At 69.7% G+C, this 23,604-nt stretch carries 20 protein-coding genes; 4 read left to right on the plus strand and 16 right to left on the minus strand.

Going from position 1 to position 23,604, the window contains the following annotated elements; all coding sequences use genetic code 11:
• Window positions 1-251 precede the first annotated feature (251 nt).
• The 4 genes from LGR64_RS17460 to LGR64_RS17475 all read left to right on the plus strand — a co-directional run bounded on the left by LGR64_RS17460 (window position 252) and on the right by LGR64_RS17475 (window position 5,570).
• Window positions 252-1,229, plus strand: a complete 978-nt coding sequence (locus LGR64_RS17460) for a tripartite tricarboxylate transporter substrate binding protein (RefSeq protein WP_012203684.1) — start codon at window positions 252-254, stop codon at window positions 1,227-1,229.
• Window positions 1,230-1,262: 33 nt separating this feature from the next.
• Window positions 1,263-2,054: an enoyl-CoA hydratase/isomerase family protein gene (locus LGR64_RS17465; RefSeq protein ID WP_034390688.1), complete on the plus strand. Its 792-nt coding sequence runs from the start codon at window positions 1,263-1,265 to the stop codon at window positions 2,052-2,054.
• A 4-nt stretch (window positions 2,055-2,058) separates the two neighbouring features.
• Window positions 2,059-4,161: an acetate--CoA ligase family protein gene (locus LGR64_RS17470; RefSeq protein ID WP_230356345.1), complete on the plus strand. Its 2,103-nt coding sequence runs from the start codon at window positions 2,059-2,061 to the stop codon at window positions 4,159-4,161.
• Between the two features lie 71 nt (window positions 4,162-4,232).
• Window positions 4,233-5,570 (plus strand): MmgE/PrpD family protein, encoded by a 1,338-nt coding sequence (locus LGR64_RS17475; RefSeq protein ID WP_230356348.1) that lies wholly within the window; start codon window positions 4,233-4,235, stop codon window positions 5,568-5,570.
• Window positions 5,571-5,605: 35 nt separating this feature from the next.
• On the opposite strand, the gene acs is transcribed toward LGR64_RS17475, so the two are convergent.
• The 16 genes from acs to LGR64_RS17555 all read right to left on the minus strand — a co-directional run bounded on the left by acs (window position 5,606) and on the right by LGR64_RS17555 (window position 23,604).
• Window positions 5,606-7,588: an acetate--CoA ligase gene (gene acs, locus LGR64_RS17480; protein WP_230356350.1), complete on the minus strand. Its 1,983-nt coding sequence runs from the start codon at window positions 7,586-7,588 to the stop codon at window positions 5,606-5,608.
• A 106-nt stretch (window positions 7,589-7,694) separates the two neighbouring features.
• On the minus strand, window positions 7,695-8,606 hold the full coding sequence (locus LGR64_RS17485; RefSeq protein ID WP_230356352.1) for an acyltransferase domain-containing protein: 912 nt from the start codon (window positions 8,604-8,606) through the stop codon (window positions 7,695-7,697).
• Window positions 8,603-9,463 (minus strand): triphosphoribosyl-dephospho-CoA synthase MdcB, encoded by an 861-nt coding sequence (mdcB, locus tag LGR64_RS17490; RefSeq protein ID WP_230356353.1) that lies wholly within the window; start codon window positions 9,461-9,463, stop codon window positions 8,603-8,605. Before mdcB ends, LGR64_RS17485 begins: the two co-directional genes overlap by 4 nt.
• Complete coding sequence (mdcG, locus tag LGR64_RS17495; protein ID WP_230356355.1) at window positions 9,460-10,146, minus strand: malonate decarboxylase holo-[acyl-carrier-protein] synthase; 687 nt, start codon at window positions 10,144-10,146, stop codon at window positions 9,460-9,462. The genes mdcB and mdcG overlap by 4 nt, the downstream gene beginning before the upstream one ends.
• A gap of 14 nt (window positions 10,147-10,160) precedes the next feature.
• On the minus strand, window positions 10,161-10,862 hold the full coding sequence (locus LGR64_RS17500) for a biotin-independent malonate decarboxylase subunit gamma (protein WP_230356357.1): 702 nt from the start codon (window positions 10,860-10,862) through the stop codon (window positions 10,161-10,163).
• A gap of 5 nt (window positions 10,863-10,867) precedes the next feature.
• Window positions 10,868-11,785 (minus strand): biotin-independent malonate decarboxylase subunit beta, encoded by a 918-nt coding sequence (locus LGR64_RS17505; protein WP_088166221.1) that lies wholly within the window; start codon window positions 11,783-11,785, stop codon window positions 10,868-10,870.
• Entirely contained in the window at window positions 11,782-12,114 is a 333-nt protein-coding gene (gene mdcC / locus LGR64_RS17510) for a malonate decarboxylase acyl carrier protein (RefSeq protein ID WP_012203694.1), read from the minus strand. Before mdcC ends, LGR64_RS17505 begins: the two co-directional genes overlap by 4 nt.
• Before the next feature lie 10 nt (window positions 12,115-12,124).
• Window positions 12,125-13,807: a malonate decarboxylase subunit alpha gene (gene mdcA, locus LGR64_RS17515; RefSeq protein WP_013803961.1), complete on the minus strand. Its 1,683-nt coding sequence runs from the start codon at window positions 13,805-13,807 to the stop codon at window positions 12,125-12,127.
• Between the two features lie 66 nt (window positions 13,808-13,873).
• A complete protein-coding gene (locus LGR64_RS17520; RefSeq protein WP_012203696.1) occupies window positions 13,874-15,247 on the minus strand; it encodes an SLC13 family permease in 1,374 nt (457 codons plus the stop codon).
• Between the two features lie 167 nt (window positions 15,248-15,414).
• Complete coding sequence (locus tag LGR64_RS17525; RefSeq protein WP_012203697.1) at window positions 15,415-16,329, minus strand: LysR family transcriptional regulator; 915 nt, start codon at window positions 16,327-16,329, stop codon at window positions 15,415-15,417.
• Window positions 16,330-16,430: 101 nt separating this feature from the next.
• Entirely contained in the window at window positions 16,431-17,585 is a 1,155-nt protein-coding gene (gene ssuD / locus LGR64_RS17530) for an FMNH2-dependent alkanesulfonate monooxygenase (RefSeq protein ID WP_012203698.1), read from the minus strand.
• A complete protein-coding gene (locus tag LGR64_RS17535) occupies window positions 17,582-18,760 on the minus strand; it encodes a sigma 54-interacting transcriptional regulator (protein WP_230356359.1) in 1,179 nt (392 codons plus the stop codon). Before LGR64_RS17535 ends, ssuD begins: the two co-directional genes overlap by 4 nt.
• 9 nt (window positions 18,761-18,769) lie before the next feature.
• Window positions 18,770-19,951, minus strand: a complete 1,182-nt coding sequence (locus tag LGR64_RS17540) for an acyl-CoA dehydrogenase family protein (RefSeq protein ID WP_097203367.1) — start codon at window positions 19,949-19,951, stop codon at window positions 18,770-18,772.
• Window positions 19,948-20,577 (minus strand): FMN reductase, encoded by a 630-nt coding sequence (gene msuE, locus LGR64_RS17545; RefSeq protein WP_230356362.1) that lies wholly within the window; start codon window positions 20,575-20,577, stop codon window positions 19,948-19,950. The genes LGR64_RS17540 and msuE overlap by 4 nt, the downstream gene beginning before the upstream one ends.
• Window positions 20,578-20,848: 271 nt before the next feature.
• Window positions 20,849-22,150: an acyl-CoA dehydrogenase family protein gene (locus tag LGR64_RS17550; protein WP_096915387.1), complete on the minus strand. Its 1,302-nt coding sequence runs from the start codon at window positions 22,148-22,150 to the stop codon at window positions 20,849-20,851.
• A gap of 89 nt (window positions 22,151-22,239) precedes the next feature.
• Window positions 22,240-23,604, minus strand: coding sequence for an LLM class flavin-dependent oxidoreductase (locus LGR64_RS17555; protein WP_034390719.1), 1,365 nt, complete (start codon window positions 23,602-23,604; stop codon window positions 22,240-22,242).

Here is a 23,604-nt window from a genome sequence, read left to right on the forward strand (position 1 = left end):
GCATGCCCCGGTGTCGAAAGCTGTGTTCTTCCTGTCCGGGTATGGGCGCCTGAGGGAAGCCAAGTATTCCACCGAATGCAAGGGAAATGCAGCCGCAGGCTCTGGCGCGCTCGCTTTGGAATTTCACTGGTTGGAACATGGGGGGTCACAAGTGCGGTGCGTTTCCCTAAGCTTTCACAAGCCAGTCGCCAGCGTCATCGCAACGCTGGCGCAGTGACCGGACCTCTGTCCATAGAACCAGGAGACACACCATGCCCAGTTTCGCCGCCCGCCGTTGTGCAAGGGCCATTGCGTTCATTGCCGTGCTCGCGACTGTCTGCAGCGCAGCATCTGCAGCGTTCCCGGAAAAGCCCGTGCGCCTCGTCGTGCCCTTTGCGCCAGGCGGTGGAACGGACCTGATCGCCCGCACGCTGGGGGCCGAGATGGCCAAGGACCTGGGCCAGCCCGTCATCGTGGACAACAAGCCCGGTGCCGGCACGATCATCGGCACCGACAACGTTGCCAAGAGTGCGCCGGACGGATATTCCGTGGTCGTGGCTTCGTTCGCGCACGCCGTCAATCCGGCGTTGCAGGCCAAGCTGCCGTACGGGAGCAACAAGGCCTTTGCTCCGGTGATCCTGATCGGGCGCGGCCCCAACGTGCTGGTGGTGCCCGCCGCCAGCCCGTACAAGACGGTGGCGGACGTGATGGCCGCCGCCAAGGCCAGTCCCGACAAGCTGACCTATGCCTCGCAGGGCGCCGGGACTTCGGCGCATCTGGCGGGCGAGCTGTTTGCCAACCTTGCCAAGGTCAGGCTCACCCATGTGCCCTACCGCGGCGCAGGCCCGGCGCTCACCGATCTCATGGGCGGGCAGGTGGACATGATGTTTGCCACGGCGGCGGCGGTATCCACCTTCATCGACAACGGCAAGCTGCGCGTGCTGGGGGTCACCACGGCCGAGCCGTCTGCGGCCTTCAAGAACGTGCCACCCATCGCCGTCACCGTCCCGGGCTACCGCGTCGAGAGCTGGTACGGCCTGTACGCGCCGGCCGCCACACCTGCCGCCGTGATCGATCGCCTGAACGCCGCGGCCCGCAAGGCGGCCCGCTCGCCGGAGTTCGTTCGCAAGCTGGAGCACGAGGGCCTGATGGTCAATGCAGGACCTGCGGCGGAACTGGACACCTATGTGCAGGCCGAGGAAAAGCGCTGGGCGCAGATCGTCAAGCAAAACAACATCCATCCCGATTGATCGCACTGGCTGCGATCGCTTTCAAAGCACGCCATGAACTACGAACTGATCCAACTGAATGTCGCCGATGCGGTGGCGACCGTGACCCTGAACCGCCCCGACAAGCGCAACGCCATGAGTGACGACATGCGCACCGAGTTCATCGATGCCCTGGAGCGCGTGGCGGCAGACAAGGCCATCAAGGCTCTGGTGCTGACAGGCGCGGGCAAGGGATTTTGCGCAGGCGGGGACATTGCCGGAATGCAAAGGCGCATGAATGCTCCCGCGGGCGAGGTGGGCTTCAACGGCTGGCAACGCCAGCAGCGCGTGCACCATGTCCAGGCCCTGCTGCACACCATGCCCAAGCCCGTGATCGCCGCCGTCAACGGCGCGGCTTCGGGCCTGGGGGCAGACACGGCGCTGGCCTGCGACTTCGTGATCGCCAGCGAATGGGCCAGCTTCGCGTGGAGCTATGTGCTGCGCGGCATCATCCCGGACGGCGGGGGCATGTACTTCCTGCCGCGCCGTGTGGGCCTGGCCAAGGCCAAGGAGCTGATCTTCACGGGGCGCCAGGTCAAGCTGCCGGAAGCCCTGGCCCTGGGCATCGTGGACCGCCAGGCCAGTGCCGAGACCTTGGTGGCAGAGGCCCAGGCCTGGGCGCGCGAGCTGTCCTCGGCTTCTTCCACCGCGCTGGCATTGACCAAGACCATCCTGAACCAGAGCTTCGAGCTGTCTTCGCACGATGTCTTCGCCCAGGGCAGCCAGGCCCAGGGCATCTGCTACACCAGCAGTGAACACCGCGCATCGGTGGAGGCCTTCCTGGCCAAGACAGCCGGCAAGGAGTGATGCCATGAGCGAAGCCATTGCCAAGCTGCTGTCGCCGCGCAGTGTCGCCGTCATAGGCGCCTCTGCCGACCTGAAGAAAACCACGGGCCGTCCGGTGGCCTACCTGCAAAAGCACGGGTTTGCCGGCCGCATTCTTCCCGTCAATCCGCGCGTGGAGCGCATTGGCGATCTGGCCTGCTACCCCGATGTGGCCTCGTTGCCTGAAGTGCCTGATGTGGCCGTCGTGCTGCTGGGCGCCGAGCGTGCGCACCAGGCCGTCAGGGAGCTGTCGGCGCTGGGCTGCGCGGCAGCCATCGTGCTGGCCAGCGGCTATACGGAAACGGGCGAGGACGGGGCGCACCGCCAGCGGCAGCTGATCGAGGCGGCCGGCAGCATGCGCCTGCTGGGGCCCAACACCATCGGGCTGGTCAACCTGACCGACCGGATCGTGCTGTCGCCCTCGGGCGCGCTGGAGATGGACGAGTTCCCCGTCGGAGGCATCGGTGTCGTCTCGCAAAGCGGCGGCATCCTGGGCTCGCTGCTGTCGCGCGCCGCCGCGCGTGGCATCGGGCTGTCCAAGCTCATCTCCACCAGCAACGAAGTGGATCTGGAACTGGCCGACTTCATAGACCACCTGGCCGATGACCCGGCCACCAAGGTGATCGCGCTGTATGTGGAGACGGTGCGCAATCCCGCCAGGTTCCGTGCCGCCTGCCTGAAGGCCGCGCGTGCCGGCAAGCCCGTGGTGGCCTTCAAGATCGGCCGCTCCGAGGCCGGCGCCAAGGCCGCCGTATCGCACACGGGCGCCATGGCCGGTGCGGATCGCATGTACGACGCGCTGTTCCGGCAGGTCGGCGTGATCCGTGCGCAAAGCTTTGCCGACCTGCTGGACGTGCCCGCTGCGCTGGCCACGGGCCGCAGGCTGCGCGGCAAGCGCATCGCCATCCTGACTTCCACCGGCGGTGCGGGCACCCTGGTGTCGGACGATCTGGGCGTGGCCGGATTCGACACGCCGGCCCCTGACCAGGCGACCGCCGACGCACTGCGCGCGCTGCAGACCGGCAGCGAGGCCGTGCTGGACCGCAACCCCATCGACGTGACCCTTGCGGGCCTGCGTCCCGACCTGCTGCGCGGCGCCATCAATGCCTTGCTGGCAAGCCCCAGCTACGACGCGCTGGTGATCATCGTCGGCTCCTCCAGCCTGGCCATGCCCGAGCTGCTGGCCGGTGCCATCCAGGAGTGCCTCCCCCACTCCGACAAGCCGGTGCTGGCCTACGTCAGCCCGCATGCGCCGGAGATCGGCGCGCTGCTCACGCAACGCGGCGTGCCGGCCTTCGCTGCGGCGGAAAGCTGCACCGCCGCGCTGGCGGGCATGCTGCGCGTCAATGGCTTCCAGGGTGCGCCTTCCGAGCTGGTCGTCGGCAAGGACACCCTGCAGGAACCGGATCTGCCCGTTGGCTGCCTCGATGAAGCGCAGGCCAAGGCCGTTTTCCGCCGTTTCGGCGTGCCGTGCGCGGCCGAGCGTGTGGTGCGCACCGCCGAAGAGGCCGAAGCCGCCGCGCGCGAACTGGGCGGCCGGGTGGTGCTCAAGATCCTTTCGTCCCGGATCACGCACAAGAGCGATGTGGGCGGTGTCGCCGTCGGCCTGACGGCGGAAACCATAGGTGCCCGGTTGGGCGCGATGGTGGACGACGTGCAGGCCAGGGCGGGCGTGCGCCCGGACCGGTTCCTGGTGCAGCAGATGGTGGCCGGTGGCACCGAGCTGATTCTTGGCCTGCACAAGGATGCGCTGGGTACCGCCGTGATGCTGGGCATGGGAGGCGTGACGGCCGAGCTGTTCCAGGACACCACGCTGCGATTGCTGCCGGACGACGGCTCTCAGCTGGGGGTGCTGAGCCTGTCTGACTCCCTGGAGATGGCCAGGGAGCTCAAGACCTGGCCGCTGCTGGACGGCTTTCGCGGCCGGCCCAGGGCCGATGTCGATGCGCTGGCCCATGCCATCGTCGCGTTCTCTGCGATGGCCGCCCGGCTGGGCGACCGCGTGATCGAAGCGGAGATCAACCCGGTGTTCGTGCTGCCGCAGGGCCAGGGCGTGTGCGCTGCCGATGGTGTGCTGGTTCTGGCCTGAGGGCGCCAGGTACTGCACATTTCTTCCAAAAAAAGACGGCCTCATTGAGGGCCAATCCAAGGAGACCACGCATGCATGCGACCGAAGTGTTCGGGCAGTTTGCCGCTCAATACCACCGTACCGAGCTTCCCGAAGCCGTCATCCACCATGCCAAGCGTGCCGTGATCGACTGGTATGCCGCTTTGTTCCCGGGCCTGGGCGCGGCCCCTCTTGCACAGTTGGAGCAGGTGCTTGCCGAGGACCTGGACCGCGGCTCCTGCCGGCTTGGAAACGGCCGCATGGCCACGGCGCGGGCGGCGGCACTGTTCAACGGTTCGGCGGCCCATGCCGCCGAGGTGGACGACAGCTTCCGCGATGCCATGTACCACCCCGGGGCCGCAACCATTGCGGCGGCGTTGGCGGCAAGCCAGCAGGCAGGGGCCAGTGGCCTGGACTTCCTGCGTGCCGTGGTGCTGGGCTATGAGGTTTCCACCCGCATCGGCGTGACCCTGGGCCGGGCCCACTACCGCTTCTGGCACAACACCGGCACCGTGGGCGTCTTCGGGGCAGCGGCGGCCGCAGGGTATGCGCTGCGGCTGGATGCAGGGCAATTCGCCCATGCACTGGCCACGGCGGCCACCTTCTCTGCGGGTTTGCAGCAGGCATTTCGCATGGATTCGATGTCCAAGCCCCTGCATGCCGGGCGCGCAGCGGAGGCCGGCCTGCTGGCCGCGCAGCTTGCGCACCAGGGGGTGACGGGATCGCTGGACGTGCTGGATGGAGAACTGGGCCTGGGCCGCGCAGTCAGCGACGGACCCGACTGGTCAGACATCGGTGCGACGTTGGGCAGGGACTTCCACATCACCCGGCTCACCTTCAAGAACCACGTCGGCTGCGGCCATACGTTCGCCGCCATCGACGCCGCGCTGGCCTTGCGCAGCCAGCATGCCCTGCGGGCGGACGACATCTGCAGCGTGGCCGTGGCCACCTATGGCCCGGCCCTGGATATCGCCTGCTACACCGATCCTGCGACGGAAAACGAAGCCCGCTTCAGTCTTCGTTTCGTGGTGGCCACGGCCCTGGTCCATGGCAGCGTGCGGCTTTCGGCGTACACCCCGGAGCGACTGGCTGATCCTGCCGTGCGCGCGATGCTCGAGCGCGTCCAGGTTGCGGTGGACCCGCAAATCGACCGGGCCTTCCCTGGCAAGAGATCGGCGCGCGTGGAAATCGTCACCAGGGATGGACGCCGCCATGTCTGGTTCCAGCCCGATCGCAAGGGCGATCCCGAACTGCCGTTGTCGGATGGAGAGCTGGAGGACAAGTTCATCGAGCTTGCCGCGCCCGTTGCCGGCGAGGGACGTGCCCGGCAACTGCTTTCCAACATCTGGGAGCTTGAACGGGCGGGCTGCCTTGCAGGCCTCGCAGCCTGACAGGGCTGCATCGCTTGTGGATTGCAGCCTGGCCGTCAGCAGGCCTGTGACAGCTGCTCCAGGATCGCCGGGTTCTCCAGGGTGGAGGTGTCCTGCACGATGGGCTCGCCGCGTGCAATGCTGCGCAGCAATCGCCGCATGATCTTGCCGCTGCGGGTCTTGGGCAGGTTGTCCCCGAACCGGATGTCCCTGGGCTTGGCGATCGGCCCGATCTCCTTGGCCACCCACTCCCGCAGCAGCCTGGCGATGTCGGCCGCCTCGGCGCCGCTGGGCCGCGAACGCTTGAGGACGACGAAGGCGCATATGGCCTCTCCCGTCGTGTCATCGGGCCGCCCCACGACGGCGGCCTCCGCCACCAGGTCGGTCATGGCTACGAGGGCGGACTCGATCTCCATCGTGCCCATGCGGTGGCCGCTGACGTTGAGCACATCGTCGATGCGGCCGGTGATGGTGAAGTAGCCGGTGCGCGCATCGCGGACCGCGCCGTCTCCCGCCAGGTAGTAGCGGCCCTTGAATTCTTCGGGAAAGTAGCTGGCGACAAACCGCTCGGGATGGCCCCAGATGTTCCTGATCATGGAGGGCCAGGGGCGCTTGATCACCAGGATGCCGCTGTCGCCCCAGGGCAGCTCGTTGCCGGCCTCGTCCACCACGGCGGCGGCAATGCCCGGGAAGGCCAGCGTGCAGGAGCCGGGCACGAGGTCCGTGGCTCCGGGCAGCGGCGTGATCATGTGCCCGCCCGTCTCCGTCTGCCAGAACGTATCGACGATGGGGCAGCGCCCCCCGCCCACCTGCTCGTGGTACCAGTGCCAGGCGGCGGGATTGATCGGCTCGCCCACGGACCCCAGGATGCGCAGGCTGCCCAGGTCGTAGCGCGCGGGATGCACCTGCGCATCGGCGTCGGCGGCCTTGATCAGCGAGCGAATGGCCGTGGGCGCCGTGTAGAAGACCGTCACCCCATGGGCCTCGATCATTTTCCAGAAGCGTCCTGCGTCCGGGTAGGTGGGAACGCCCTCGAACACCACCTGCGTGGCGCCCAGCGCCAGCGGGCCGTAGGCGATATAGGTATGGCCGGTCACCCATCCGATGTCCGCCGTACACCAGAAGACATCGGAGGGCTGCAGGTCGAAGGTCCAGGCGCAGGTCACGGCGGCATGCAGCAGATAGCCTCCCGTGGCGTGCTGGACGCCCTTGGGGGTTCCGGTGGAGCCCGAGGTGTAGAGCAGGAACAGCGGATGCTCGGCCTGCACCCATTCCGGTTCGCAGACATCGCTCTGGGCTGCGGTGATTTCTTCAAGCCACAGGTCCCGGGGCTGGTGCATGGCGATGGCGCCGCCCGTGCGCCGTGCCACCAGCACGTGGCGGACCTGCTCGCAGCCGGGCTGGGCCAGGGCCTCGTCCACGATGCTCTTGAGGGGCAATTGCCGTCCTCCCCGCACTTGCTGGTCTGCCGTGATGACGGCGCAGGCCCCCGTGTCCGCAATGCGGTCGCGCAGCGCCGTGGCGGAGAAGCCGCCAAACACCACGCAGTGAATGGCGCCTATGCGTGCACAGGCCTGCATGGCGGCCACGCCGTCAATCGACATGGCCATGTAGATGACGACGCGGTCGCCCTTGCCGACGCCCAGGCTGCGCAGGGCGTTGGCCAGGCGATTGACCCGGGCAAGAAGCTGCGCATAGGTCACCTGCGTCACCGCGCCGTCATCGGCTTCGAAGATGAGGGCCGTGCGCTCGCCCAGCCCCCGCTGGATGTTGCGCTCCAGGCAGTTCCAGCTGGCGTTGAGCGTGCCGTCATTGAACCATTCGTAGAACGGGGCGCGGCTTTCATCGAGCACGCGCGTGAACGGGCGCTTCCACGCGACGAACTCACGCGCGAGCCGGCCCCAGAACGCCTGGGGATCGGCGTCCGCCTCCGCGACGAGCCGGTCATAGGCGGCGCGCCCGCTCACGCGCGCATTGCGGGCCAGCTCTGCAGATGGGGGATAGGACGGTGCAAGGGACGGTGCAAGGTCTTGGCTCATGGTTGTTGTCTCCTGGGTCTAGAAATCAAGGGGGTCACGAAGCCGGTGCAAAAAGCTCAGGCGCAAAAGCTAAGGCGCAAAGGCTCAGGCGCAAGGCCCCGGGGCGTCAGTCCCCGCAGTGCCGGCCTATCCAGCCGGCAATGGCCGCCGCGCTGCGGAAGTCGTCGCAGGAGCGGGCCGGAATGTCCGGATGGCGCTGGTTCCACAGGCGTGCCAGCGCCTGGCCGGGGCCGATCTCCAGAACGCACCGCACCTGGCGTGCGGCAATGCTGTCCATGCAGTCGTCCCAGTGCACCGTGCCCGCTATCTGCTCGGACAGGGCTGCACGGGCGCCTGCGGCGTCACGCACCCGCCGGGCCGTGTTGCTGAACAGCGCCACGGCGGGCGCGTGCACGGCCACCTGGCCCAGGTCCTGTGCGAAGGCCTGGGCGGCCTGGCGCATCCACGGGGTGTGGGACGCCACCTGCACGCGCAGCCGGGTGGCATGCGCGCCCTGGCGCACTGCCAGCGCCTGCGCCTGCTCCAGCGCCGCATGGGGGCCGCCCAGGATGAGGTTCTCGGGGCCGTTGCGTATGGCCACGGCCAGCCCGGTCGTCTCCAGCAAGGCGGCCATGCGTGCGGGCGGCAGGCCGCTGACGGCCAGCAGCCCGCCGCCGGGCATCTGCTGGGCGCAGCGGTCCATGGCCGCCGCGCGGCGTGCGGCCAGGGCAACGATGTCGAAGGCATCCAGCACGCCCGCGGCACCGAATGCGGGCAGTTCCCCCACGCTGTAGCCCGCCACGGCCGAAGGCGCGGGCAGTTGCGGGGACAGCTGCATCCACGCGGCCATGGCCAGGCCCGCCAGCAGGGGCTGGGCCACGGCGTTGGACTCGGCCCACGGCGCATCGGCCAACCTGTCGCGCCAGTGCGCAACCTGCAGCTGTTCGCAGACTGCCTGTGTCCATGCATCGTCCGCCAGCCAGGCAAGCATGGCGGGATGCTGCGTACCCTGGCCCGAAAACAGCAGTGCAAAGCTCATGGCCGCTCGCAGACACGCAGCACCCAGCAGGCCGCCGCCAGGGTATCGGCCGCGCCGCCCGGTGAAAGGCGGCGCGCAACGAAATCGTCGCAAATGGCCTGCGCCCTGGACAGGCCGTCGGGATGCGCGCATCCGCCTGCCTGGAGAAAGCGCCGCGCGGCATCCTGGCCATGGCGCAGCCCCTGCATGCCCGCGCGGTGGGCCATGTTGCAGTCGTCCAGCACCGCCATGATGTGGAACAGGGCCTCCAGCCGCGCCAAGTGGGCGGGCAGCCCGCTGGCATGCGCTCTGGTCAGCGCTGGCACGGCGGTCTCGAACAGAACGGGGAAACCCAGGGCCGCCTCCTGCGATGCGCCCCGCAGGCCGTGGCGGCGCGCGGCGATGCCGCCGGGCAGGGCGGAGGCCCGCAGGCTGCGCTGCTGCAGCGCATCGCCCCAGTGGCGGCACAGGGCCTCGCGCAGCCACGCGGCGCCGGGAATGCAGGCCTGCTCGGCCAGCACCGCGCCGCCGGCCGCGCACAGCAGACCCAGCATGAAGACGGCGCCACGGTGGGTGTTGATGCCGCCGGTGGCGGCCAGCATGCGCTGCTCCGCCTCGATGCCCAGGCGCTCCAGCACGGGAAACGATGCGCCCTGGCTGCCTGCCTGGGCCATTTTGGGGAAGTAGCTGCGCAGCGCGAACAGGCTGCGCATGAAGCTGTGGGCATCCATGTCGTCATGGCTGCCGCGGTCCACCAGGGTCACCAGGCCGGGCTTGGGTGTCAGCGACAGCTCGTCGTAGAGGGCCAGCGTGGCCGCGCGGCCGATATGCCCGGTCGATGGCAAGGCCCGGGCCGGGTGGAGAAGGGCAGGTTTCATGCAGGAACTCCAGGCGCCGCAGCCGGCGCACACCATTCATGGTCTTCACGCAGTGCCACCCCGTGCAGGCCCTTGACCAGGACCGATCGCACCTTGCCTGCACGCCAGGCGGCCCATTCGCGCCAGGCCACGGCCCAGCCGCCGGGAAACACCAGCTCGGCATCCACGCGCGGGCCTTCCTGCGGCATGGCCTGCAGCAGGCTGGCCAGCCGATCGCCCTGTTCGGCGCCATCGACCGGCACCCAGAGGTCGATGTCCGAGCCGGGCCGCAGATAGGGCAGGCCCGTGATGCACTGCCACCCGTGGCTGCCGAAGACAAAGCCCGTCGCGCAGGCAGCGCGCAGGCACTGCTGCAAGGCGCCGTATGTGGCGAGGGGCGAGGCCGAGTGCGAGACCATCAGCTCGTCCAGCGAGGGAAATTCGCGGGTGCCGATGGCCGCGCCGCGCGCCACATCTAAGCCCATGCGCCGCCGCTGCCAGCGCCCGGACGCAGGCAGGCCCAGCGCCATCAGGCCGGCGGCGGCATGGTCGGCCGATTGCCGCGCGACCACCAGCGGCAGTGCATGGTCGCGCCAGTGCATGAGGATCTCGCGCGCCTGCGCATCCCAGGGGCGTTCCAGCAGGTCCGCCCAGGCCTGGGGGCCGAGGTCCACCAGCTGATGGCGGTGCAGGGTGTCCGGCATGCTGCGGCCTGCCTTCATCCAGCGGCCAGGACGCGCTGCACCACCTCGGCGGCCAGCTTGCGGCCGCCGCGCTCGGCGCCGTCCAGTGCGCGCATGTCCTCGCGCGGGCTGTGGGCCAGGGCGTCGCGCAGCGCCGCCTGCAAATCGCCTTGCCACAGGCCGCGCACGCCGCCCATGGCCACGTAGTTGCCCACGCCGGGCGCGAACACCGGGTTGGACTCGGACAGGGCATTGAGCAGGGACTCGGGCAGCTTGGTGATGCGCGACATGGCGGGGATGCGCATCACGCGGATCTCGGCCTCGGGCAGGGCGTAGCAGGCATCGGCGATCAGGCCCGAGGTGATGAAGCCGCCCGACAGCGCCTGGTCATAGACCAGGCCGATGACGCGGTGGCCCTGGCGCCGTGCCAGGTCGATGCAGGTGCCCAGGTGGGCCATGGCACGGTTGATGCCCAGCAGCTCGTCATGGCGGCGCAATTGCTGGCCCTGCGTGTCGATCAGCAGCACGATGGGGCGGCCAGGGTGCGCGCCGACCGTCTCCAGCACCACCCGGGCCTGGGCCAGGGCCAGCCGCACGCCGATGGGCGCGTGGCCCGTGGTGCCGACGACGGCGAGGGGCTGGCCATCGAACACTGCGTGGCCTTCGAGGAAATCGCCGTTGGCGTGAATCTGGTGGCCCGGGCCGAACAGGTGCTCGGCAAGTGTGTTCCATTGCATGGCGGCTACTCCTGTGAAATGCCCGTGGCGGGCGTCGTGCGCAAGGCACGCACGGCGGCGGCGTCCAGGTCGGGCACGCGCCAGGCGTCGGGCACGCCCAGGGCCTGCCACAGGCGCATGGCCTCGTCCTGCGGGCCGATGGCGCTGCCCGCCTTGAGGGCGTCCAGGGTGTCCAGCCGCGCGCGCAGCAGCGCATGCTCCTGCAGCAGCCCTTCAAGGGTCACCGGACGGGAGTGGTCCAGCGCGGCGATGGCGGCGGCGCGGAAGGCCTCGACATCGTCGGCCACCAGCGCATCGCAGTCGCCGCACAGCCAGCGGTGCTTGCCGCCCGTGGTGCGCCAGACCAGGGCGCGGTCGCGCGCATCGAATTCATCGACGCCGTGCGAGGCCTCGATCACCTCCGGTCCCGACATGGCCAGGCGGCCGATGTCGCTCATCACCACCTGGTCGGCGCAGCGCGCCACGATGCCCATGCCGCCGAAGCAGCCGTTGGCCCCGCCGATGAGGACCACCACAGGGATGCCCGAGGCGCGCACGTCCAGCAGGGCGCGCATGACCTCCGACACCGCGATCAGCCCGGCATTGGCCTCATGCAGCCGAACGCCGCCCGACTCGGCCAGCAGCAGCACGGCCGCGGGCCGCTCCAGCAGGGCGCGGCGCAGCAGGCCCACGAGCTTGGCGCCATGCACCTCGCCCACGCCGCCGCCCATGAATTCGCCCTCCTGCGCGGCCACGAACACCGTGCGCCCGCCCAGCAGGCCCCGGCCGATGGCCACGCCGTCGTCAAAGGCGCTGGGCACGCCCAGTTGTGCCAGATGCGGGCTGGTCAGACGCTCGGAGGGCGGCAGCCATTCATGGAAGCTGCCGGCATCCAGCAACTTCGCCAGGCGCTCGCGCGCCGTGCATTCCGCGTAGCTGATCATGGCTGGCCTCCCTGCAGTTCGGCCAGGGCCTGGTCCAGCCGCAGGCTGACCACGGCCGGCGTGGCCCCCATGTCGTTGATGGACACGCGCACGCCGCCCACGGGGTGGCGCTCGCGGAAATCCTCCACCACGGCCTGCCAGATGGCGCCGAAGCCGTGTGCCGAGGTCTGCACCTGCACTTCGCAGCCATCGCCGCCCGTGCTCTCCAGCATCACCTCCAGGTTGCCCGAGCCGACCACGCCGACCAGGACGGGGGCAAAGGCGCCGGCCGGCCGGCCGCCTGCGAAGCAATAGCTCAGGGACTCCAGCCCTGCGGGTATCTCGCTCATATCGTCTCTCCTACCAGTTCCTGAATCGGCGGGGAGGCTGGTACAGCCCGCCCGAGGCCTGGGCCAGATCGCGCATGCTGCGCGCGGCCAGCAGATTGCGCGTGGCCTGGCGCGGGTCGATGCCCAGGTCCTGCGGACGGCGGATCACCCCGCGGTCGCGCAGGTTCTCCACCATGCGACGGTCGCGCGCCAGGCCCACGGCCGTGTAGCCGGCCACGCCGCGGATGGCCTGCTCGCGCTCTTCGTCGCTGCGGCACAGCAGCAGGTTGGCAATGCCTTCCTCCGTCAGGATGTGGGTCACGTCCTCGCCGTAGATCATGATGGGCGGCAGGTCCATGCCGGCCTGCTCCTGCAGCGTCCAGGCATCGAGCCGCTCCACGAAGGCGGGCTGCATGTGCTCGCGGAAGGTCTCCACCATCTGCACCACCAGCTTTTGCCCGCGCGGCGTGCCTGCCGCGCCGCTGCGGCCCGCCCGCGCCTCGCGCCCGGCCTTGAGCCAGGCGGCGCTGGCATGGCGCCGGCCGCGCGCGTCCGCGCCCATGTTGGGGGCGCCGCCGAAGCCGGCAATGCGCCCCAGTGTCGCGGTGGAGCTGTTGCCGTCCAGGTCGATCTGCAGCGTCGAGCCGATGAACAGGTCGCAGGCATAGTGGCCCGCCGCCTGGCAGAAGGCGCGGTTGCTGCGCAGGCTGCCGTCGGCGCCGGTGAAGAACACGTCCGAGCGCGCCCGGATGTAGTCCTCCATGCCCAGCTCGGAGCCGAACGAATGGATGGACTCCACCCAGCCGGCCTCGATGGCCGGTATCAGCGCCGGATGAGGGTTCAGCGCCCAGTGCCGCGCAATGCGGCCCTTCAGCCCCAGCGATTCGCCGTAGGTCGGCAGCAGCAGCTCGATGGCTGCCGTGTCGAAGCCGATGCCATGGTTCAGGCGCTGGACCTCGTACTCGGCGTAGATGCCCTTGATGGCCATCATGGCCATCAGCACCTGGATTTCGCTGATCTGGGCCGGGTCGCGCGTGAACAGCGGCTCGATGACGTTGGGCCGGGGCGCCTGCACGACGAAATGCACCCAGTCCGAGGGAATGTCCACGCGCGGCAGCGCCGTGGTGGTGCCATCCACCATCTCGTTGACCTGGGCGATGACGATGCCGCCCGAAAAGGCCGTGGCCTCGACGATGGCCGGCGTGTCCTCGGTGTTGGGGCCGGTGTACAGGTTGCCCTGGGCATCGGCCGCGTGGGCCGCCACCAGGGCCACCTTGGGCGTCAGGTCCACGAAGTAGCGCGCGAACAGCTCCAGGTAGGTGTGGATGGCCCCGATCTCCAGCTGCCGGGCCGAGACCAGCTTGGCCAGCCGCGCCCCTTGCGGGCCGGAGAAGCTGAAGTCCAGCCGCCGCGCGATGCCGTTTTCAAACACATCCAGGTGCTCCGGCAGCGCCAGCACCGACTGCACCATGTGCAGGTCGTGCACCTGCTGCGGATCGAGCTGGACCAGGGCGCGGGCCAGGAAGTCGGCCTGCTTCTGGTTGTTGCCTTCGAGGCAGACGCGGTCGCCGGGCGCCAGCACGGCGTGCAGCAGCTCGGTGATGGCGCCGGCATCGACGCGCTTGCCGGCCAGGCGCGGCCCGAGGGCGGCCCGGGCGCGCGCCAGCCTGGCGGCGCGCTCCCCGGCTTTGAGGTTCCAGGAGGGGTCAGTCATGGGATATCAGGGGTTGGCGTGACATTGAGGGGGGCAGGGGGCGGGCGTCCCGGTCGAAGTGCCTGGCTAGAGGACCACGAACAGCAGCCACACGAGCAGCGGCGCCACCAGGGTGACAAGGCCGCCGTAGACCATCAGCTGGCGGAAGAAGCGGTCGCGGTCCACACCCTTGGCATTGGCCAGGACGAGGGCGCCGTTGGTCGAGAAGGGGCTGACATCCACGATGGTCGAGGACACGGCCATGGCCGCGATGAAGCCGACGGCGCTCACATCGGAGCCGCCCTGCAGGAAAGGCACGGCCAGCGGAATCAGCGAGCCCAGCACCGCCGTTGAGGAGGCGAAGGCCGACACCACGGCGCCCACGAAGCACAGCAGCAAGGCCGCCACCAGGGGCGAGGTGAGCTGCGCCACGCTGTGGCCTACGAAGTCGATGGTGCCCATCTTGTCCATCACGCCCACATAGGTGCTGACACCCACGATGAGCATGATCTCGGGCCAGGACACCTGGCCCAGCGCGCGTTTTTGCAGGTTGGGCGCCATCAGCGTCAGCACCAGGCCGATGGTGATGGAGACAAAGCCGATGTCCTGCTTGAAGAACAGGGTGAGGACCGCGAGCGCCAGCAGGCCGACCACGGTGGCCACCTGGTAGCTGCGCGATTGCGGTGCGGCGTCCTGTTCAGGGGCGGCGCGCATCAGCGAGTCGCTGGAGCGCGCAGCGGTGTTGCGCTCCTCGGACAGGGCCTCGCCTTCGGCGTCTCCATACACCTGGGCGCCGCCCTGGGCATGCGAGACGCGCGGCGTGGCGGGCACGCTGCCATCGGCGTCGGCCTTCATGCGCATCAGCCGGGCGCCGCCCATCAGGAAGAACAGCAGCACGGCCACGGCCAGGTTGACCCCCATGCTGGCCAGCATGGTGGCCATCTCGTTGAGCGGCAGGCCCGCCTTGGCCACGATCTTGTTGGTGATGCCGCCGTAGATGCTGATGGGCGAGAAGCCGCCGCCCTGCGCGCCATGGATCACCAGCAGACCCATCATCAGCGGATTGATGCCGTACTTGGCGGCAAAGCCCAGGGCAATGGGCGCGATGATGGCCACGGCCGCAGGGCTGACGGCGCCCACCGCCGTCAGCAGGGCCGCAATGAAGAACATGATCCACGGTATGGCGGCAATGCGCCCGCGCACGGCGCGCACCGCCATGCGGACCAGCCAGTCGATGGTTCCGTTGTTCTGCGCCAGCGCGAACAGGTAGGTGATGCCCGCCAGCGTCAGAAACAGGTCGGCGGGAAAGCCGCCAATGATGGCCTTGGTCCCCATGCCGGCCACCAGGGTGCCGACCAGGAAGGCCCCGACAAAGGCCAGCAGGCCCATGTTGATGGGCAGTGCCGTCGCCAGGACGAACATGCCTATCAACGCGCCAATCGATATCCAATGGGAATTCATGCGATGTCTCCGGTTTTTTATGCGCCTGCAATACGTGTGCATGCTGGTATGCACGGTACGCGGCGGCCCGGAGCGCATCAATAAAGCGCGAGCGCCAACAATTACGCAGAGAGAAACAATGAAGGGTTAACCCGGCGAAGCGGGGCTGTCGCCCCCGGCATGCCGGGTCAGCCGAGCTGCCCGTCCGCGAGGCGGCACACGCTGAGCAGGGCCAGCAGGTTGGGGTCGCGTTCGCGGGAGCGCAAAAAGGTCAGCACGATGGTCTGGCGCATCAGGTACCTGGCCTGCAGCGGTATCAGCTGCACCTTCTGCGGCATCACGCCGCGCACCCGCCCGGGCAGCAGCGTGTAGCCGACGCCGCCGCTGACCAGGTTCATCAGCGAGAAGATGTCATCCGTCTTCATCACCACGTTGGGCGTGAAGCCGGCCACCCGGAAGGACTCGATGAAGCCGCCATAGGTCGCAAAGCCTTCGCCCAGGCTCACGAAGTTCTCGCGCGCCATGGCGCCCAGATCGACCTCGGCCAGATGCGCATAGGGCGAGCCCACGGGCGCGGCAAAGAAAATGTCGTCCTCGAACAGCAGCTGCGTCTGCATGTCGGCGGCGTTGTCCGGCATGGCCATCAGCGCCGCGTCCAGCGTTCCGTTGCGCAGCCGCTCCAGCAGGCCGGCGTTCGAGCCCAGCACCAGTTCGGTCTGCAGATCGGGGCGGCGCAGCTTCAGCGCCATCACCAGCGCCGGCACGGTGCGGTTGGTCAGGGAGTACAGCGAGCCGATGCGGATGCGGTCCGCCGAGTAGCCTGCCACCTCGCGCGTGGCGCGTATGCCCTCGGACATGGTGGCCAGCACTTCCCTGGCGACATCGGCCAGGGTCTGCGCTGCCTCGGTGGGCTTGAGGTTGCGCCCCTCGTGCCGGAACAGGGCGCAGCGCATGCCGGCCTCCAGCGCGTGCAGTGCGCGGTGCACGCTGACCGAGCTGGTCTCCAGCCGTTCCGCCGTCTTGGCGAGATTGCCTGTCTCCAGGAAGGCGAGCAGCACCTCGAGTCTGCGGAAGGTTATTTCGTCATCGATTCTCAGGCTCATGGCAACGTCACGCTCTCATCGTGGGGGACGGGCGGATTGTGGCGTTGATCGCGTTGCGTGCACAGACTCCGGTCTGTCCGGGGGCCGCGGCCCCGGCCGGCTCACGATGCGGATTGGCTGCGCTGGATGCTGCGGATGTCGAAGGCGCCGCCGGTCTGGGCCTGGTCGCTGGTCGTGACGGCCCGCTTGCCGAGCAGGGGGAAGACCAGCTCGGCAAAGCGGATGGATTCCTCCAGGTGCGGGTAGCCCGAAAGCACGAAGCTGTCCGCGCCCAGCGCGGCGTACTCGCGCAGGCGCTCGGCCACGGTGGCGGCATCGCCGACCAGGGCCGTGCCCGCGCCGCCGCGCACCAGGCCCACGCCGGCCCAGAGGTTGGGCGCCACCTCCAGCCGGTCGCGCCGCCCGCCGTGCAGCGCGGCCATGCGCGACTGGCCCACGGAGTCCATGCGCGCATAGCCGGCCTGGGCGCGGGCGATGTCCTCGTCGGTGAGCTTGCTGATCAGGCGCTCGGCATCGGCCCAGGCCTCCTCGTTGGTCTCGCGCACGATGACGTGCAGCCGCACGCCCAGGCGCACCTGGCGGCCCTGCTGCGCGGCGCGGCGGCGGATGTCGGCGAACTTTTCGGCCACGGCGGCGGGGGGCTCGCCCCAGGTGAGGTAGGCGTCCACCTGGCGCGCGGCCAGGTCATGGGCGGCGTCCGAGGAGCCGCCGAAGTACAGCGGCGGATGCGGCTTTTGCACCGGAGGAAAGAAGTTGCGGCCCTGCTTGACCTTGAAGTATTTGCCGTCGAAATCCACGGCCTCGCCGGCCAGCAGGCGGCGCCAGATGGTCAGGAATTCATCGGCATAGGCATAGCGTTCGTCGTGGGCCAGGAAGATGCCGTCGGCCTCCAGCTCGGTGGCATCGCCCCCGGGCACCACGTTGAGCAGCAGGCGCCCGCCCAGGGCCTGGTCCAGCGTGGCGGCCTGGCGCGCGCTGGAGACGGGCGCGCCCAGCGAGGTGCGCAGGGCCACCAGCAGCTTGATGCGCTGCGTGACGGGCACCAGGCTGGAGGCCACTACCCAGGGGTCCAGGCAGGAGCTGCCGGTGGGGATCAGCAGGCCGTCGTAGCCCAGCTCCTCGGCCGTGACGGCGATCTGGCGCATGTAGGCGTTGGTGGGGGCGCGGCCGAAGTCGGAGGTGCCGAGGTAGCGCGTGTCGCCCGAGGTGGGCAGGAACCAGAAGATGTCTGGCGATGCGTGGGGGTCTTGGCTCATGGGATCTCCGGGGACGATGGAAAAGACGGTGGCGCGGCCTCGCCCGGCACCTGGCCCAGGCGCTGCAGCCGCGCGCGCACTACGCTGCGGCTGATGCCCAGCTGGCGCGCGGTCTGCACCTGGTTGCCGCGGTTGCGCTGCCAGGCCTTGAGCAGCAGGGCGCCCAGCACGTGCTGCTCCAGGCCTTCGGCATGCACGTCGCACAGGCTGTCCAGCGCTTCGCCCAGGGCCAGTTCGGCGGCGGCGGCCTGGGCGCCGTGTTCGGCCTCGCGTGTGGGGACGGGATCGGGCTCCCTCTGGCTGCTGGCGATGTGCAGGTCGCCCGCGCCGATGTGCATGCCCTGGGTCAGCAGCAGGCTGCGGTGGATGACGTTCTCCAGCTCGCGGCTGTTGCCGGGCCAGTCGTGCTCCAGCAGCTTGCGCTGCGCGTCCTGGCTCAGTGCCATGGGCGCGTAGCGCATGCGCTGGCAGTAGCTCGCGATGAAGTGGCGCGCCAGCGGCAGGATGTCGGCCGGGCGCTGGCGCAGCGGCAGCACGGTGAGGGTGACGACATCGAGCAGGTAGTACAGGTCTTCGCGAAAGCGCCGCGCCGCCACCTTGGTGTGCAGCGGCGCGCTGCTGGCCGCGAGCACGCGCACGTTGGCCGGCGTGCGCTGGCTGGCGCCGATGCGGGTGACCGCCTTGTCTTGCAGAACGCGCACCAGCTTGCTCTGGATGTGCAGGGGCAGGTCGTCGATCTCGTCCAGCAGCAGGGTGCCGCCGTGGGCGTCCTCGAAGCGGCCGGGCAGGTTGCCGAACGCACCCGTCAGCGCACCGCTTTCATGGCCGAAGAGCTCGGCGTTGATCAGGGCCTCGGACAGCGCGCCGCAGTTGACGGCGACAAAGGGGCCGTGGCGGCGCGGGCTCAGGTGGTGGATGTGGCGGGCCACCATTTCCTTGTCGGCGCCGCTGTCCCCCAGGATGAGGACGCCGGCCTCGCTGGCGGCCACCTGTCCCATGGTCTTGAGCAGGGCCTGCGAGGCCGGGTCTTGCAGTATCCACGGCGCGGGCGCGGCGCCGTCATCGTGCGCGGCAGAGGCTGCGGGCGCATGCACGGTTGCAGGTACGGGCGCAGGTACGGGCGCAGGTGTTGCCGAGGACTTGCCGGGCGGCCAGGTGGGCAGACGGGTGTTCATGGCGCGGCGTCACGAGTAGAAGCTGGGCTGCGGATGGGTGCCGTTGAGCACCCAGTCGCCCAGCTCCTGCAGCTTGTAGTGCAGCGGGTCGTGCAGCGTCTGCGTGCGCAGGTTGCGCCAGAAGCGGTCAAAGCGCAGCGCCGCGTGCGTGGCGCGCGCGCCCGTGGCCTCGAAGATGCGGCTGGACAGGTCCAGCCCCGAGCGCGTGGTGGCAATCTTGGCGGCCGTCACGGCCACGGCGACTTCGCCGCGCTCGTGGGCGGTCAGCGCCGGGCCTCGGCGCCAGGCGGCGTCAAAGCGCTGCGCGGCCTGCAGGGTCAGCAGGCGTGCGCCTTCCAGCGCGGCCCACAGCTCGCCATACAGCGCCTGGATGTGGGGGTCTGCGCTGGCCGCATCGGCAGGGGACTTGAACCAGGGCCGCGCCTCGTTCAGCGTGTAGCCGCGCGCCTGCTCCAGCGCGCCCTGGGCAATGCCCAGGAACAGATGGGCCAGGATGAGCTGGGCCAGCAGCGGGCGCAGCGCGGCATGCGGCGTGGACAGCGGGCCGGGGTCCAGCAGCAGCTCGGCCGCCTCCACGCGCACGCGCTCGAACAGGGCCGAGCCGCTGTCGGTCTGGCGCTGGCCCATGTTGTCCCAGTCGCGCAGCAAGGTGATGCCCGTGCGCTCCGTGGGCACCACGCCGATCAGCAGCTGGCCGCTGTCGGCATCGATGGCCGAGGCCACCAGCATCTGCGAGTCCAGCGCGCCCGAGGTAAAGCTTTTCTTGCCCGAGAACTCCCAGTGGCCGGGCTGGCGCGTGGCCGTGGTGCGGCGGTCCAGCGGATTCAGCGTATTGCCCCAGAACCAGCGGTGGCGTGCCGTCTGCAGCAGCCAGGGCCGCCACTGGGCGGGCTGGCCGAACAGCTGCACGGTGGCCAGGTGCAGGTGCTGGAAGCCGTAGACATGGGCCAGCGAGCCGTCTGCCGTGGCCAGGATGCGCACCGTCTCCAGCGTCTGCACCCAGTCCGCGCCCAGGCCGCCCAGCTCGCGCGGAATGCTCAGCGCCAGCAGGCCGCTGGCGCGCAGCGCATCGCGCTCGGCCTTGGGCGTGCCGCCTGCGGCATCGCGCCGGGCCGCCGTGGCGGCAAGGCGCTGCGCCAGATCCTGCGCAGTGGCTATTGGGTCCGCAGGGACGGCCTCTGCCTGGCTCACGCGGGCTGCCCGGCCAGGGCCAGGTCGGCGGCTTCGGGAACGGGCGGCTGTGCCTCGGCCTGGGCCTGGGCCTGCACCAGCTGCTGCAGCGCACCGCGCAGCACCGGGGCCGACAGCTGCACGGTCAGCTCGATGCGCTGGCGCAGCGATTCGCTGTGCACCTGGCCGTCCTGGATGTCCTCGGGCGTGGAGTACACGCCAATGGGCAGGGTGAGGGCCGAGAAAAAGCCGAACAGCGGGCGCAGCTGGTGGTCCAGGATGAGGGCGTGGCGCGGGCTGCCGCCGGTGGCGGCCAGCAGCACGGGCGTGCCCTGCAGCGCGTCCAGGTCGATCAGGTCGAACAGGTGCTTGAGCAGGCCCGGCAGGCTGGCGCGAAACACCGGCGCGCCGACGATGAGGAAGTCGGCCTGCTCGATGGCTTCGATGGCCTGCAGCGTGGCCGGCGGCAGGTCGCTCTTGGACAGGGCCGCGCCCAGATGGGGCTGCAGGTCCAGCAGGTCGATGACCTGTGCCTGCAGCGGCAGCTCCTGGCCCAGGCGGGCATGCAGGGCGTCCAGCAGGACACGGGTGCGGGAGGGGCGGCTCAGGCTGCCATTGACGATGACAGTCTTCAGCGATCGGCTCATGGAAACTCCTTGGCGTGGGTTCCAGGAGGCAGCGCGGCATGCGGTTTGCGAAGACTGCCAGCCCGGATGAGGTGGGATGGATGCCTTCATTACAGGGCCGAACGCCGGTATGGCGAAAGAAACTTAACGCATTTGCTTATCGGTTTGGGTGCCTTGGCAAGTGCTTGTTTCTGAAAGGAATTTTGTGGCGCATGGCATGTGCTAATGCGTTCTGGCGATATGCGCACGGCCGCTGCGCCCGTCCCTGCGCAGCGCGGCCGCGCAAGGGCCTTCAGCCCGCCACGCCCGTCACGCCCACGTGCCAGTAGTAGATGGGGTCGGCGCCGTTGAGCAGGATATCGCCCGCCGAGCGGGCCTTGTACAGCACGGGGTTGTGCGAGGCCAGGGTGCGCGCATTGCGCCAGTGGCGGTCCAGTGCCAGGTCTTCGGACAGGGCGCTGGAGCCGCCCACCTCGAACAGCCGCGCGGCCGCCTGCAGCACGGGATCGACCACGGCCACCTGGGCCTGGGCCGTGCGCAGCTCCAGGGCATGCAGCTGCTGCAGCGGCACCTCGCGCCCGGCCTCGCGCTCGCGCGCGATGCGGCCCAGTTCGGCGGCCACGTCGGCCACGGCCAGTCCTGCGATGTAGGCCGTGCCGGCCAACTGGCCGACGATGTGCTGCACCAGCGGATCGTCCTTGGGCAGGGTGGCGCTGCCGTGGCTGAACACGCGGCGGCGCGCCTGTACATAGGCGATGGCATCGCGCTGCAAGGCCCGGGCAATGCCGGCCAGGGTGGCCAGGTGGGCCAGCTGGAAATAGGCCACCAGGGGCGTGGGCTGGGCGCGGGGGAAGCGGATCACGGCGTCGTCGGGCACGCGCACCTGGCTGAGCACGGTGGTGCCCGAGCCGGTCAGGCGCTGGCCAAAGCCGCGCCAGTCATCGAAGCGCTGCACGCCGGCCTCCGAGGTGGGCACGACGGCGTGCACGGTCTGGTCTTCCTTGCCCGGCTCCACCGCGCGCGCCACCACGGTCACCCAGTCGGCATACAGCGTGCCCGTGCTGTAGAACTTGCGCCCGTCCAGCCGCCACCAGCCGGGCTGGGCGTCGGGCACCAGGGTGGTCTGCAGCGTGCCCAGGGTGCCTGCGCCCACCTCGGTGGTGGCATTGCCGAACACGGCGCCGCGCGCGGCCAGCGGCAGCCAGCGGGCCTGGGTGGCGGCATCGCGGTCGATGAGCACGCGGTCCAGAAAGCCGAAGTGCGGGCGCAGGATCTGGGCGACGTTGGAGTCGGCCTCGGCCAGCTCGGTCCACAGCGCAAACAGCTGCTCCACGCTGGCGCCGGCTCCGCCAAGGCGGCGCGGCACGCGCAGCGCAGTGAAGCCGCTGTCACGCAGCCAGGCGATGGGTTCATGGGCCAGGCTGCGCGTGCGTTCGCGCTCGGCCGCACCCTGGGCGATGCGGTCGAACACAGGGCGAAAGCGCGCCTGCAGGGATGGCAGCGAGGGCGCGTCGGGATCGGCCGGGCCGTCTGTGGTTGGGCCGGGCGCCGCGTAGGCCGCAGGCTCGGTGGCGCAGGGGAGGGTGGTGGTCATGGCTTTGCAAATTCAAAGGCCCGCCAACCCGGCATGCCTGCAAGGCAGGGCCGGGCCACGGGCCGGTGGCGGGAGGGTGGCGAAGGCCTTCAACGCCGCCAGCGCGCGGCGGCGTGGCTGGCGGGCAGGCGGTCGCCCTGGCCGAACAGGCGCTGGCGCAGCGTGGCGTCCTCGCCGTAGCTGGTGCGGTAGCGGCCCCGGTTCTGCAGCTCGGGCACGACCAGGCGGGCGAAGTCTTCCCAGGTCTCGGGCGCGACGATGCGGGTCAGGTTGAAGCCGTCGATCTCGCCCACATCGATCCAGCGCTCCAGCTCGTCGGCCACCTGGGACGGGTCGCCCACGATGGTGGCGTAGCGGCTGCCCAGCGTGAACTGCTCCAGCAGCTTGCGCCGCGTGGTCCAGCCCTGCTTCTGGGCGGCCTGGGCCGCCGACTGGATGGCGTTGGTGTTGCCGAAGGAGATGGGGTCGTCCAGCCCGTACTGCGCAAAGTCCACGCCGGTGCTGGCGGCAAAGTGGGCCAGCCCGCTTTCCGCGCTGGCGTGGGCCAGGTAGTCGGCGTATTTCTCGCGCGCCTCGGCCTCGGTACGGCCGGGCACCACGGCCACGCCGGCGTAGATCTTGATGTCCTCGGGACGCCGGCCCGCGTCCACGGCGGCCTGGCGCAGCTGGCGCGAGGCCTCGCGCGCGGCCTCGGGCGTGCGTGCGCCGATGAAGATGCCCTCGGCATGCCGGCCCGCAAAGCGCAGCCCGCGCGGCGAGGTGCCGGCCTGGAACAGCACGGGCGTGCGCTGGGGCGAAGGCGCGCTCATGTGGATGGCGTTGGCGCGGTAGAACGGCCCCTCGTGTACCACCGGGTGCACCTTGCCGGGCAGGGCGTGGATGCGCCGCGCCTTGTCGGCGATCACGGCACCCTCTTCCCAGCTGCCTTCCCAGAGCTTGTAGGAAAGCTCCAGGAAGTCGTCGGCGCGGTCGTAGCGGCTGTCGTGCTCGGCCAGGCCGTTCTGGCCCAGTCCGCGCGCGCCGCTGTCCACATAGCCGGTGACGATGTTCCAGCCGATGCGGCCATTGGTCAGCTGGTCCAGCGTGGTCACGTCGCGCGCGAAGGTATAGGGCTGGTGCGCGCCCACGGTGGCCGTGAGGCCGAAGCCGATGTGCCGCGTCACCGCCGCCATGGCCGAGACCAGCAGCCAGGGGTTGTTGACGGGCAGCTGTATGCCTTCGCGCAGGGTCAGGTCCACGCCGCCCTGGTAGACGTCGTAGTAGCCGACCACGTCGGCGATGAAGATGCCGTCGAACAGGCCTTCCTCCAGCACCCTGGCGATGTGGGTCCAGTAGGCCAGCGTGCCGTACTCGGTGGAGCGGTCGCGCGGATGGGTCCACAGGCCGTGGTGTATGTGGCCCACGCAGTTCATGTTGAAGGCGTTGACGTGGATGTGGCGCTTGGCTTGCGTCAT

The organism is Delftia sp. Lp-1 (assembly GCF_020523835.1).
GTDB classification, from domain to species: Bacteria; Pseudomonadota; Gammaproteobacteria; order Burkholderiales; family Burkholderiaceae_C; genus Comamonas; species Comamonas acidovorans.